The following is a 13,464-nucleotide window of genomic DNA, read 5'->3' as shown; positions in this document are numbered from 1 at the left end:
TGACCTGCTTTCATCCAGCAGCACCACGAATGCGTTCGATATCGAGTCCGAGCCGCTGGCGCTGCGCGAACGTTACGGCCAGGACATCAACGGCACCAGCCTGCTCATGGCGCGGCGCATGGTGGAGGCCGGGGTACCGTTCATCACCGTCTTTTGGATGGGCGATGAAAACCTCGCAAAGAAATGCAAAAGCGCGGGCAGTTGGGATACGCACGGCAACAACTTCAACTGCCTGCGTGACAATCTGCTGCCGCAGTTTGATCGCTGCTTCTCCGCCTTCCTCGAAGATTTGTCAACGCGCGGGCTGCTCGAGGAAACGCTCGTCATGGTCACCAGCGAGATGGGGCGCATGCCCAAAGTTGGGGACCGCCGCTCCGGCGGCCCTCTCGGCGCTGGCCGCGATCACTGGACCAGTTGCATGAGCGTCCTCATGGCCGGTGCTGGCGTTCGCGGCGGCCAGGTCATTGGCGAAACCGACGCACGCGCCGAACTGCCGAAAGACCGCCCCATTCGTCCCGAAGACATCACCAAGACCGTCTATTACGCCATGGGCATCCAAGACCTCGAAGCCAAAGACAAACTCGGCCGCGCCTACAACCTCCTCGATGAAGGCAAGCCCCTCACCGAACTCTTCGGCTGATTCACATGATGCATCACATGAATGCCACTCGGTTAAGGCGGGCTGTCGTTTGTTCCATGATGCCTGCACTCTGCGTTTTCCGAAGAGGACACCACTCTCTTTCGTCACCACACTCCGCACTGGCATCAGCCCCAAAGGGGCTGCGGAATATAGCCCAGGGTCAGCCGAGCCTCAGCGAGGCGACCCTGGGTATGGCCGCAAGCAACCGGAAAGCAAACCCAGAACTCCGCCTCCCCCACGCCCACCAGCAGCGTCTGCACCCCGCTCCGCCACACGCCTGCCGCACAGCGCTCGCAACACCATCACCAGCCACGATGAACATCCTTAACCGAGCACCCTTCATGCATCGCATCCTCCTCGCCGCCCTGTCCCTCTCCATCACCCTCCACGCCGAAGACTGGCCCCAGTTCCGTGGCACCAATGGCACCGGCGTCTCCTCCTCAAAAAGTCTGCCCCAAGACTTCTCCGCCGAAAAAAACATCGCTTGGAAAGCGAAGATCGGAGACGGCATCGGCTCACCCATCGTGAAGAACGGACGTGTCTTCACCACCGCCATGCTCGGAGACCAAAAGCTCGGCCTCTTCAGCTTTGACGCCTCCACTGGAAAGCAGCTCTGGCGCAGCGATTTCGACACCGGCACCCTCCCGCGCATCACCCCGCCAAACAGCCACGCCTCCTCGACTCCGGCCACCGATGGCGAACGTGTCTACGTCTATTTCAGCACCATCGGCCTGCTCGCCTTCGACTTCGCCACCGGCAAGGAAGTCTGGCGGCACACCATGACACGCCCCGCCTACTTGATGGACTGGGGCGCAGCTTCATCACCCATCGTTTACAACGACACCGTCATCTTCTGCCAGGACGACGACCTCGCCCCCTTCGTCGTCGCGGTGGATGCGAAAACGGGCAAAGAAAAGTGGAAGACCCTGCGCAAAGAAATGCTCGCCGGTTATTCGCTGCCTGTCCTGTGTGAGGCCAATGGCCGCACCGATCTCGTCATCGCCGGCAGCGGCAAATTGAAGGGCTACGATCCCGCCACCGGCAAGGAGATCTGGACCTGCAACACCCTCCTGCGCACCATCATGACCTCTCCCGTCGTGCATGACGGCGTCATCTACGTCGCCGTGCAAAGCTACGGAGATGCCACCCGCACCTTGAAGCACGCCCTGCTCGAATGGCTGGACACCAACCAGGACAAAATTCTCTCCCGCGAAGAAACTCCCAAGGAATTTCACGAGCGCTTTGATGCCTCCGACAAAAACCACGACAAAGTCATCGGCCCCGAGGAGATCGACACCGCCTTCCAATCCCCCGACAACATGGCCGCCGGCGGCAACATCATCCAGGCCATCAAAGGCGGCGGCAGCGGCGATGTGACCAAGACCCACCTCCTCTGGAACATCGACCCCAAGACCCCCTCAAACCTCTCTTCACCCCTCTTCTTCAATAACCGCCTCTACGTTGTCAAAAGCGGCGGCATGTCGAGCTGCTACGACGCCAAGGACGGCAAATCCCTCTGGGATCGCAGCCGCCTCGGCAATTTCGGCGACTACTTCGCCTCGCCCATCGCCGCAGCTGGCAAAGTCTACATCGCTGCCAAAAACGGCTTCATCGTCGAACTCGAAGACGCACCCCAGCTCAAAGTTCTCGCCAAGCACGACATGGGCGAGGAAATCATCGCCACCCCCGCCATCGCCGATGGTCGCCTCTTCGTCCGCACTCGCGAAAGCCTCATCTGCGTCTCCGCCACCACCTCCGCACCTGCGCTCGCACTCGCAGGGAAGGGGACCACCACGTCGGACACCATCGAAATCATCACCGCACAGCCTCCGCATGGCTCGCGTGTATGGAATGGCTACACCGGCAACGCCATGGGCCAGGAATCCTGGACCCAGGACGAACTCGAACAGCTTCTCCAGCGCCTCCAAAAGTTAAAATACACAACCATCGCCATCCCCGCAAAAATCGCGCCCTTCACACCCATCCGCGTCGATGGCGACACCGGCGGCCGCAAAGCCTTCCACGGCTCCTCCGTCTTTGAAAATCCCGACGTCACCGCCATCACCGCTCGTTTCCGTGAGCACGCCGCCAAACTCGGTTTTGAAATCGTCGCCGCCGAACCCGTGGCCGTTTCTGTCCTGCCCAAAAACGACTTCGCCAGCGAAAAAGCCCTGAGCGATTTCATCACGCCCATGTGCGGTGAAGGTGTCGCCGAGCGCATGTGGCTCGGCTTCCAAGCCATCGACAAGGCATCACAACTCATCGCCCAAAACGACCCCACCCTCGGCGTTCCCGCACCCGACATGCTGCTGCGCCATTTGCATTCAAAGAAAAGCCTGCCCGACTGGCTCACCGAGGTCAAAACCGCCTACGCCACGGCCATGAACGAAATGTACCGCGCCAACACCCGCGCCCGCGAAGGCTCCCGTACCTTCACACTCTACAACGCCAAGCGCCTTGAGTTCACCTTCCACTTCATCAGCGCCATCGAGGCCCTCTACAAATCTCACGATGCCACCGCCCGCGCCGAATCCCTCGAAGCCGCCATGGACAGCATCTACAACTCACTCAACTCCTGGTCCGACGTCGCCCGCGACTCCACCGATCGCGGTGCCATCGCCCTGCTCAACGAGTACGGCTACCGTCCGCTGGTAAAAGTGGTCAAAGGTCACGAGTGACCACGGCTTGCCTGAAATCTGCCGCAGCCGCAAATTCTTCAGTGCATGAAAATCATGCACTTTTGAAAAGATGATGTCATGGTTGCCATCCATGAATTTCCAGAGACCCGCCGCGGCTCGTTTGCCAAACCTTGACACCCTTCCGCCTCTGGTCGGTGCGCGGCTGCAATCCTTGGCGGCGTTCTACGATGATCCCGCGCTCAAGCGAGGCTGGGCCGCGCAGTCGTATCATGAAATGCTGGCACGTTACTACAATCTTCAGATCCCTCCTGACGCCAGCGTTCTTGAGATCGGCTGTGGTGACGGCAGACTGCTCGCACTGCTGCATGGGCAAAAACGTGTCGGCGTGGATGTGTCAGAGCGGCAGATCCAAAAGGCACGCCAGCGCCTGCCCGAGGGCGAGTTTCATGTTCAGTCCGGTGAAGCGCTCTCTCTCGATCAGCAGTTCGACATCATCGTCATTTCGGAAACCATCAATCATGCCGCCGATGTGCAGCTGATCTTCGAGCGCCTTCATCAAGTGAGTCATGCTCGCACCCGGCTCATCATCAATTTTTGCAACAACCTTTGGCGGCCTCTTTCCGCGCTGGCCGCACTGACTGGCATGCGCACTCAGCAGCCTGAGACCAACTGGCTCTCGTATGCAGACGTGCACAATCTGCTGGCACTCTCTGGCTGGGAGGAGGTCGGCAGTTCCTGCCGGATTCTTTTCCCGTTTCGAGCACTCGGTTTGGAGATTTTATTCAATCGCTGGCTGGCTCCCTTGATGCGCCCCTTCTGTCTCGCCATCTTTTCCACCGCACGCCCTCTGCCGCCAGCCATCATCAAGCCGTTGACCGTATCCGTCATCATTCCTGCACGCAATGAAGCCGGCAATATCGAAGCGGCTGTGTCTCGCACACCCATGATGGGCGCAGCCACCGAGATCATCTTCGTGGAAGGCCATTCCACAGACAACACCTGGGCGGAAATCCAGCGCGTGAAGCACGCATTCCCTGACAAGCGCATCACCTGCCTTCAGCAATCTGGCAAAGGGAAGGGGGACGCCGTGCGCGCAGGTTTCGCAGTCGCCACCGGAGATGTCGTCATGATCTTGGACGCAGACCTCACCGTGCAGCCGGAGGAACTGCCCAAATTCTACACCGCCATCGCTTCAGGAAGAGCAGAGTTCGCCAATGGCGTCAGACTCGTCTACCCCATGCAGCAGGAGGCCATGCGTTTTCTCAATCTCTGCGCCAACAAGGCCTTCGGCCTGATCTTTTCCTGGCTGCTCGGCCAGTCGGTGAAGGACACTCTCTGCGGTTCCAAAGCCATGCTGCGGCAAAACTACGAGCGTCTCGCCGCAGGCCGCGCCTATTTCGGTGACTTCGATCCCTTTGGCGATTTCGATCTGCTCTTCGGTGCTGAAAAGCTCGGTTTGCGCATCATGGACGTCCCCATTCATTACGGTGACCGCACCTACGGCTCCACGAACATCCACCGCTGGTCGCACGGCTGGCTGCTCTTGCGTATGGTTGTCTTCGCCGCCAAAAAACTGAAGTTCGTCTGAGCTTCCACCCTCTGCTTCTTTTGCTCGCCACAGAATCCAAAATCAAGCTCGCGCGTGTGCTCTATCGCCTGCTGAAACTGGCAGGATTTCAGGACAATCAGCTCGTTACGCGTGCAGGTGTGCGTTTTCAGCTCGATCTGCGCGAGGGCATTGACCTCTCGATATTTCTGTTCGGCGGCTTTCAAAATCACGTCGTGTCGGTCTCGCCCGGCGTGCCTGACGCCGTTATCTTTGATGTCGGAGCAAACATCGGTGCCATCACACTGCCTCTCGCCCGGCGGCATCCCTGTGCTCAGCTCCACAGTTTCGAGCCAACGTATTTTGCGCTGGAAAAATTCCGGCGCAATCTGGAGCTGAATCCCACACTCGCAGCAAGAGTGACCGTAAACCCCTGCTTCGTCGGCAGCACCTCGGGCACCACACACGAAGCGCAGGCCTACGCCAGTTGGCGTTTGGACGACACCACCGGCAACGAAGTTCACGACACCCATTTCGGCCTCAAGATGGAGGCCACAGTGACACGCATCAGTTTGGACGACTACATGGCCGCCAAGGAGATCCCACAGGTTCACCTCATCAAGATCGACACCGACGGCCATGAGTTTGAAGTGCTCGCCGGAGCGCAAAAACTCATCGCCAACAGCCGCCCCCGCATCGTGCTGGAAATGTGCCCCTATCTTCTCGAAGAAAATCGCCTCACCCTCAAAGACTACGTGGACGTTCTCGGCCCCGGCTACCGCATGACTGACCTGCGCACCGGCAGTCCTTTTGACGAAAGGGCTCTTGCAAGACTCACCCACCGTGGTGGGATCGATGTGCTGGCCGAGGCGTGTTGAACGTTCAGTCCGATTCTTTCTCCAGCACCACCAGCAGGCGCACGGCAAACAAAGAAGGCACCCGCGAAAGCAAAGAATCCAGCAGCCGCAGGCAGGGGTGCAGCGCGGTCGGGCATAGCTGCGGTTTGGAAAATCCGCCCGAACTCAGATAGGCCAGCGAAGCCAGTCGCACCACCTTGAGCACTCGCCATCCCTTCAATTGTTCCCGCTGTTCTCCTTGGACGAAAACGCGGTGCGCGCGTGACTGCGCGGCAAAGTACGGCGGATCTGCCGCTGGGAAATCAGCGGGCGCAAACCATTCGACTGGCTGCTGAAAAGCCACCGGCTCGTGGTGTCCCAGCGAGTAAACCAGCCGTCCCAGCAGACCCATAGCAGGTTCAAAGACGATCAGCCGTCCGCTCGGGCACAATACGCGGCGGAATTCCTCCAGAGCCGTCCCGGGAAATTCGAGATGGTGCCACACATCAAAGAGTATCAAGTTCCCGACTGCATCATCCGCAAAACTCAGTCGGTAGGCGTTCTCCTGCCGGTCCAGCCACGGATTCGGGAACAGATCGGACGTGATGCATTCGGGCACCGTTTGCTTGATGCTGCCGATGCCTGAGCCCAGTTCGACCGTCAATCCCTTGACCTCGCGAATAAGGTGAGACGCAATGAGCCTGTGAAAACCCGCATACACCTGCTGCAGCAGTGGCTTCCGCTGCCACGCCTCCCGGTTGCGATGAATCTCAAGGTTGTGCTGTTCTTTCACGCTTAGGCAGTTCGGTCAGTCAAGACCGCATAGACAAACAAATTGCGGCGATCTGTTTCATTGTATAATGGATGCTTCTAGTTTGTCCATCCATGGCGCACCGCGAATCACGAAGACGGGGTAAAGCTCTGGTTGAAGAGACCCTCCCCTCAATGAGCCTCTCCGCCAGCCATCCTGTAAAAACACACCACGGCTTTGTCAGGCGTCATGGGCCGGTGATGCTGGTTTGCGCGCTGCTCCTTTTGCTGGTGCTCGTGATATACTGGCAGACACGCGGCTTCTCCTTCGTGAACTTTGATGACAATACCTTCGTCTACAAGAACAGCCATGTGCTGCGCGGGCTGACCTGGGAAAATGTGCAGTGGTCATTCACTGCGGGGATCGGCAAAGACGCCACAGATGCCGATTACTGGCGGCCCGTGAGCTTCATGTCTCACATGCTGGATGTGAGCCTCTTCGGCCTCAATGCCGGGGGGCATCATCTCATGAGCGTGGCCTTGCATGCCTTGACGGCCATGGCCTTGTTTCTGGTGCTGCGTGGGATGACGGCCACGCTGTGGCGCTCAGCATTCGTGGCGGCGCTCTTTGCCGTGCATCCCCTGCATGTCGAGTCCGTCGCCTGGGTGGCGGAGCGAAAGGATGTGCTCAGCGGTTTGTTTTTTGTCCTCGCGCTAGGTGCCTACCGTTTCTACACCCTCAGCTCCTTTCGCTGGGGCCGCTATCTGCTCATGCTGCTCATGTCCGCGCTGGCGATGATGAGCAAACCGATGCTCGTGACGTTGCCCTGCGTGCTGCTGCTCGTGGATCTATGGCCGCTGAACCGCCGCGGTTCGGTGCCCTTGAAACGTCTTCTGCTGGAGAAAGCTCCCCTCTTTGCCATGGCGGCCATGGTGGTCGCCTTCACCCTCACATGTCCCGGTGCCAAAAACGATGCGCTGTGGGCCACGCTGCCTTGGTACTATCGTCCTGGCAATGCAGTGCTGTCCTACGGCACTTATATCTGGCAGACCTTATGGCCGGCCTGTCTCACCTGCTTCTACCCCTATCCAGGACTGAGTCACTTTGATTCTCATGCCAGCACCACCTTGAACTTCGGGCAGGTCCTTGTGTCGTTCATCGCCTTGCTTTCCATCACGGCCATCGTTGCCTGGCAGCGCAAGAAATCATATCTCGTCGTCGGTTGGTTCTGGTATTTGGGCATGCTCGCACCTGTGATTGGTTTGTTCACTCAGGCGGGTGATCAAGCCCATGCGGATCGCTACACCTATCTCTCGATGATCGGTCTTAGTTTGATGGTTGCATGGCCCGCCGCGCAATGGGCCGGAGCGTCTCTTTCACGCAGGCGCGTCATCGGTGCTTCAGCAGTGGCTGTCGTCATCATCTTGACAGTCGTTGCAAATAAACAAGCCACACACTGGCGCGACAGCGTCAGCCTTTGGTCTCATGTCGTCGAATGCAATCCCGGCGACTACGCTTCGCATTCCGGCTTGGGCAATACCTTGGTCGATGCCGGTCGTTTGGACGATGCAGTATCCACCTATCAGCGTGCTCTGGAAATTAATCCCACCCTCGTCAGAGCCAACTTGGTGGTGGGGATCCAGTTGGTTCAAAAGGGGCGGTTAAACGAAGCCGAAAATTATTTGCATCGCGCATTGATTGCCGAGCCACAAACGGCTGAAGCTCACAGCGCCCTCGCCTATGTGCTCCTTTGCAAAAGCGAACTGCAGCAGGCGGTCTCCCATTATGGCACGGCTGTGAGCATCGCCCCGGACGCCTCAAACTACTGCGGTTTGGGCAATGCCTTGCTGCAGTCGGGTGAACTTTCCAAGGCGATAGAAAGCTATCAGCGCGCGCTTGCCGCAGACTCCAAAAACCTGGATGCCAAGGTCGGCCTCGGCATGGCCTATACCAGACTTGGGCAGATGGAAGCTGCAGTCACGTTTTATAAAAAAGTCCTCGCAGAAAGCCCCCAGCATCTGCCCGCCATCAACAACCTTGCGTGGCTGCTGGCCACCAGCAAACAGGACTCCCTGCGCAATGGCGCTCAGGCCGTGACTTTGGCGGAGTACTCATTGCAATTGCCCGGCGGCAGCAAAGTCCATCTCTGGCACACACTCGCTGCCGCCTATGCCGAAACCGGCCAATATGACAAGGCCGCTCAGGTCGCCCTGCACGCGGCAACCACCGCCAATGCTCAGGGCAACGCGGGTTTGGCACAGCAAATTCTAAACGAGAGAAAGGCTTACCTCACAGGCCTTCCTTGGCGGGAGTAATCATTACCTCAAGGCATGAACTTGTAAAGCAACTGGCATTGGAGGACTCACGGCATCTGCGCGAATGCAGCGTCGTTATGAAACTCAAACTTCGCCTCTCCAATGAACGCGGGCACGCCGAGCACGGCTGGCTCGACAGCTACCACACCTTCAGCTTTGCCGACTACTATGATCCGGCGCACATGGGCTATCGCAGCCTGCGTGTCATCAATCAGGACGTCATCACCGGCGGCGCTGGATTCCCCACCCATCCGCATCGAGACATGGAAATCTTCAGCTACATCCTCTACGGCGCTCTCGCTCACAAGGACAGCATGGGCACCGCCCGCACACTCCTCCCCGGCCAGATCCAGCTCATGAGCGCAGGCAGCGGTGTCACCCACAGCGAGTTCAATCCCTCCCCGACTGAACCCGGCAGCCTCCTCCAAATCTGGATTCGCCCGCGTCAAACCGGCCTCAAACCCAGCTACACCGAATGGCATCCCAAGCCCGAGCACGAAACCGCCGCAATGGTCCTCGTCATCTCCTCCGACGGTCGCGACGGCTCCGCCACCATCCATCAAGACGCCGACATCTACCGCGTCCGTCTTGAAGCCGGCAAATCCACCACCCACGAAGTCACCGCCGGTCGCGGCGCCTGGCTCCAGCTCATCAAAGGCACCCTCACCGCCAACAGCACCACCCTCAATCCCGGCGACGCCATCAGCACCGACGACCCCGGCACCCTAACCCTCACCGCCTCCCAAGACGCCGAAGCCCTCCTATTCGACCTCCTCTAAAAACAACCGCCAACAACTGCAAACCAGCGCCAACAACCGGCCACTCCCCACCCCATATGAAACACATCCCCACCATCGCCCGCCTCCTCCTCGGCCTCATCTTCACCGTCTTCGGTGCCAACATGTGGCTCCACTTCATCCCGATTCCTCCACCCCCGGAAGGTCCTGCCGCCAACTTCATGTTCGCCATCTACGGCAGCGGCTACCTCACCGTGGTGAAGGTCTTGGAAGTCACCGGCGGCCTCCTGCTCCTCAGCGGCCGCTTCACTAATCTGGCCCTCACCCTCGTCGGTCCAGTCGTGGTAAACATCGCCCTCTACCACTTCTTCCTCGTCAAAGGCGGCTATGAAATGCCCGTCGTTCTCGGTACACTCTCACTCGTGGCCCTCTCCGGCCGCAAAGATTACCTGAGCACTCTCTTCGCTGCAAAATAATGAGTCCTCCCGCGAGCCGGATTCGTCACTGAATCCGGCTCGTTTTTTTAAGACCCTCCACCACTTCCTCGCCATGTCCCACACCAAACTCTTCTCTCCTCTTCAAGCCGGCGCTCTCACGTTGCCCAATCGCATCCTCATGGCTCCGCTCACACGCTGCCGCGCCGATGCCGATCACGTCCCGACTCCCTTGATGGCAGAATACTATGCACAGCGCGCCAGCGCCGGACTCATCATTGCCGAGGCCACCATGGCCATCGAAGGCAACTCCTCCTTCTGGATGGAGCCAGGCATTTACTCCGATGTCCAGGTTCAAGGTTGGAAACTCGTTACCGATGCCGTCCATGCCAAAGGCGGTCAGATCGTACTCCAAATCTGGCACGGTGGCCGCGCCTGCCATCCATTGCTCAATGCCGGTGCCCAGCCTGTCGCTCCGAGCGCCCTTCCCATTCTGGGAGATGAAGTTCACACTCCCGAAGGCAAGAAACCCTACGTCACTCCACGTGAACTGCGTGACGACGAAATCCCCGGCATCGTTGCAGGCTTCAAACACGCCGCCGAAAATGCCAAAGCCGCCGGGTTTGATGGCGTGGAAATTCATGGTGCCAATGGCTACCTCCTTGATGAGTTCCTGCGCGATGGCTCGAACAAGCGCACCGGCTCTTACGGCGGCTCCATCGAAAATCGCGCCCGTTTGATGCTCGAAGTACTCGATGTCACCATCAGCGTCTGGGGCGCAGATCGCGTCGGCATCCGCATCTCACCGCTCAACAGCTACAACACCATGATCGACAGCGACCCAGTCGGCATCACGACCTATCTGGCACACCAATTCAACGAGCGCAAGATCGCCTTCCTCCACGTCATGCGTAGCGACTTCTTCCAGGCGCAGCAAGGCGATGTGATGACGCCCGCCCGCGCCGCCTTCCACGGCGTCCTCATTGGCAACATGGGCTACACCGCCGAAGAGGCAGAGCAGGCCATCAATGACGGTAAACTCGACGCTGTCGCATTTGGCACCAGCTTCCTCGCCAATCCCGATCTCCCCGCCCGCATCGCCGCAAAAGCCACACTCAATGCGCCGAATGCCGCCAAGTTTTACTCGCCCGGTGCCGAAGGTTACACCGACTATCCCGTGCTCAGCGCCGCTTGAAATGACCACCCCCATCCATCCCGCCGTCCGCATCGGCCACGTTCATTTGAAAGTGTCTGATCTGGAAAAGGCCCTCGCTTTTTACTGCGGCGTCCTCGGTTTCGAGCTCACTCAGCGCTACGGCACCCAAGCCGCCTTCGTCTCCGCAGGTGGCTACCACCATCACATCGGCCTAAACACTTGGGAAAGTCGTGGTGGCAAAGCCCCGCCTCATGGCACCACCGGATTATACCACGTCGCCATCCTCTATCCCGACCGCGCCTCCCTCGCCGATGCCCTTCGCCGCCTCATCAAAAACAAGATCCCTCTCGACGGCGCTTCCGACCACGGCGTCAGCGAAGCCCTCTACCTCCGCGATCCCGACGGCAACGGCCTCGAACTCTACGTGGATCGCGATCCCTCCGCATGGCCGCGCGATGCCCAAGGCGAACTCACAATGACCAGCGACCCATTCGACCTCGATGCCCTGCTGGCAGAGCCACCCCTCAAATCATGAAAACGATCACCGCTGCCGAACTCAAGACGCTGCAAGGCAGCGCCACCCTCATCCACGTCCTGCCAGAGGAGCACTTCGCTTGCGGTCATCTGCCGGGTGCCATCAATGCCTGCGTGTATGAAACCATCTTTCTCTCCAAGGTGGCCGAACTCGTCCCCGACAAAAGCGCGCCACTGATCGTCTACGGCGCAGGCGGCGATTCATTGGACGCCACCACCGCCGCCGAAAAACTGACCAAAGCCGGCTACACCAACGTGACCGTTTTCCCTGGCGGCATCGTCGAGTGGCAGCAGAATAATCTCCCGCTCGAAGGCACTCAAGCTGAAGCCTCCTCCGCAATTCTCCAGAGCCACTTCGAACTCGACACCGAAACCAGCGTCGTCCGCTGGACCGGCCGAAATCTCTTCAATCATCATCAAGGCACGCTTAAGCTCTCCGGCGGCCAGATCGAAGTAGAAAACGGCACCCTCCAATCCGCACGCTTCACCCTCGACATGAACAGCATCGCTTGCGAAGACCTCGTGGACACCGCCTACAATGCCATGCTCATCCGCCACCTCCGCGACGACGACTTCTTCGCCGTGGACCGCTTCCCCACAGCAGAGTTCCTCTGCGACCGCGCAGAGCCTTTGCAGTCATGCACACCCGGCACGCCAAACTACACCCTCCATGGCACCATGACCCTGCGCGGCGTCACCCAGCCCCTGAGCTTCCCCGCCGTCATCGCTGCCGCAGATTCAGATCATTTGACCGGTCAGGCGCAGTTTGAACTCGACCGCACCCAGTTCGGCAGCCACTACGGCTCCGGCAGACTCTTCGCCTTCCTCGGCAAACACGTCGTCAACGACCACGTCCACCTCCACATCAAACTCCACGCCACCCGCGCATAACTTGAAACTTGAAACCTTAAACTTGTAACTCTCCCATGAACACCCTCGAAGCCATCAACTCCCGCCGCGCCATCAAGCACTACGATCCCACCCACCGCATGACCGATGCTGAAATCCACCAGCTTCTCGAAGCCGCCATGCAGGCCCCCAGCGCCTTCAACATTCAGAACTGCCGCTTCGTCACCGTCCTCGATCCTGAAGTGCGCAAAGAAATCCGCGCCTCCGCCTGGGATCAGGCCCAGGTCACCGAGTCCTCGCTCCTCATCGTCATGTGCGCCGACAAAGACTCATGGAAGAAAGACCCCGCCCGCTACTGGAAGAATGCACCCCAGCCCGTGCAGGACTTCCTCGTCCCCGCCATCGGTCAGTACTATGAAGGCCGAGATCAGGTCCAGCGCGACGAATGCATGCGCTCCTGCGGACTCGCTGGCATGACCATCATGCTCGCCGCCAAAGCCATGGGCTACGACTCCTGCCCCATGGACGGCTTCGACTTCGACGCCGTCGCCAAAATCATCAAACTCCCCGAAGACCACGTCATCTCCTTCATGATCGCCGTCGGCAAAGGCACCCAGCCAGCATGGCCAAAACCCGGTCAACTCTCCTACGACGAAGTCGTCATCCGCGATCACTTCTAATCACCCAAACTTAGATCACTCCGTCCTTTCATCAGACTTGTTCTCGAATAGCAATCCCAAGCGCGGAAGCTGCTTGCAGGCCGTAGGATGGGTGTGGCGAAAGCCCGCCCGTCTATGAGCGTGTGGCAAACACGCTGCGACTCGAATGGCCCTGCTATCCGAGAACCAATCTATTCCACGCAGCCCCCGGAAGCGAAGCCTCTATAGCGTTTTCCAAAACAGATTTCCGGATAGAGGCGTATTGCGACGTTCGACGGCGCTTGGAGGACTACTCGCACCGGGCATGCGCATGCCCAGCGAAGGTAGGGCTGGCTGTCCTCAGCCAGCCGCCGTCGAAGCCCATGATC

General features: G+C 59.1%; 12 protein-coding genes. 11 read left to right on the top strand and 1 reads right to left on the bottom strand.

Going from position 1 to position 13,464, the window contains the following annotated elements; genetic code table 11:
- The 4 genes from PSV43_RS22420 to PSV43_RS22405 all read left to right on the top strand — a co-directional run.
- Positions 1-640: DUF1501 domain-containing protein (locus PSV43_RS22420; protein WP_300203033.1), on the top strand; the 640-nt coding region annotated here is incomplete at its 5' end.
- Between the two features lie 341 nt (positions 641-981).
- Positions 982-3,318: a PQQ-binding-like beta-propeller repeat protein gene (locus PSV43_RS22415; protein WP_300203030.1), complete on the top strand. Its 2,337-nt coding sequence runs from the start codon at positions 982-984 to the stop codon at positions 3,316-3,318.
- 91 nt (positions 3,319-3,409) lie between these two features.
- Positions 3,410-4,867 carry a glycosyltransferase gene (locus PSV43_RS22410; RefSeq protein ID WP_300203028.1) on the top strand — a complete coding sequence of 486 codons (1,458 nt, stop codon included), beginning with the start codon at positions 3,410-3,412 and terminating at the stop codon, positions 4,865-4,867.
- Positions 4,868-4,887: 20 nt separating this feature from the next.
- Positions 4,888-5,703, top strand: coding sequence for an FkbM family methyltransferase (locus PSV43_RS22405; protein WP_300203025.1), 816 nt, complete (start codon positions 4,888-4,890; stop codon positions 5,701-5,703).
- A gap of 4 nt (positions 5,704-5,707) precedes the next feature.
- Here PSV43_RS22405 and PSV43_RS22400 read toward each other — a convergent pair whose 3' ends face one another.
- Entirely contained in the window at positions 5,708-6,454 is a 747-nt protein-coding gene (locus PSV43_RS22400) for a methyltransferase domain-containing protein (protein WP_300203022.1), read from the bottom strand.
- 152 nt (positions 6,455-6,606) lie between these two features.
- On the opposite strand from PSV43_RS22400, the gene PSV43_RS22395 reads away from it, so the two are divergent.
- The 7 genes from PSV43_RS22395 to PSV43_RS22365 all read left to right on the top strand — a co-directional run bounded on the left by PSV43_RS22395 (position 6,607) and on the right by PSV43_RS22365 (position 13,117).
- A complete protein-coding gene (locus tag PSV43_RS22395; protein WP_300203019.1) occupies positions 6,607-8,727 on the top strand; it encodes a tetratricopeptide repeat protein in 2,121 nt (706 codons plus the stop codon).
- A 77-nt stretch (positions 8,728-8,804) separates the two neighbouring features.
- The gene (locus tag PSV43_RS22390; protein WP_300203016.1) at positions 8,805-9,506 is read left to right on the top strand and encodes a pirin family protein; all 702 of its coding nucleotides are present in this window, start codon (positions 8,805-8,807) and stop codon (positions 9,504-9,506) included.
- A gap of 56 nt (positions 9,507-9,562) precedes the next feature.
- On the top strand, positions 9,563-9,940 hold the full coding sequence (locus PSV43_RS22385) for a hypothetical protein (RefSeq protein ID WP_300203013.1): 378 nt from the start codon (positions 9,563-9,565) through the stop codon (positions 9,938-9,940).
- Positions 9,941-10,013: 73 nt separating this feature from the next.
- Positions 10,014-11,093 (top strand): alkene reductase, encoded by a 1,080-nt coding sequence (locus tag PSV43_RS22380; protein WP_300203010.1) that lies wholly within the window; start codon positions 10,014-10,016, stop codon positions 11,091-11,093.
- Position 11,094: 1 nt separating this feature from the next.
- Entirely contained in the window at positions 11,095-11,589 is a 495-nt protein-coding gene (locus PSV43_RS22375; RefSeq protein ID WP_300203007.1) for a VOC family protein, read from the top strand.
- Entirely contained in the window at positions 11,586-12,479 is an 894-nt protein-coding gene (locus PSV43_RS22370; RefSeq protein ID WP_300203003.1) for a YceI family protein, read from the top strand. Before PSV43_RS22375 ends, PSV43_RS22370 begins: the two co-directional genes overlap by 4 nt.
- A 35-nt stretch (positions 12,480-12,514) precedes the next feature.
- The gene (locus tag PSV43_RS22365) at positions 12,515-13,117 is read left to right on the top strand and encodes a nitroreductase family protein (protein WP_300203000.1); all 603 of its coding nucleotides are present in this window, start codon (positions 12,515-12,517) and stop codon (positions 13,115-13,117) included.
- The last annotated feature ends 347 nt before the right edge of the window (positions 13,118-13,464 follow it).

Origin of the sequence: Prosthecobacter sp., from assembly GCF_029946185.1 — a bacterium.
Taxonomy (GTDB): domain Bacteria; phylum Verrucomicrobiota; class Verrucomicrobiia; order Verrucomicrobiales; family Verrucomicrobiaceae; genus Prosthecobacter.
The sequence above is the reverse complement of the archived record's forward strand: the minus strand, read 5'-3'. Positions and strand labels throughout refer to the sequence as shown.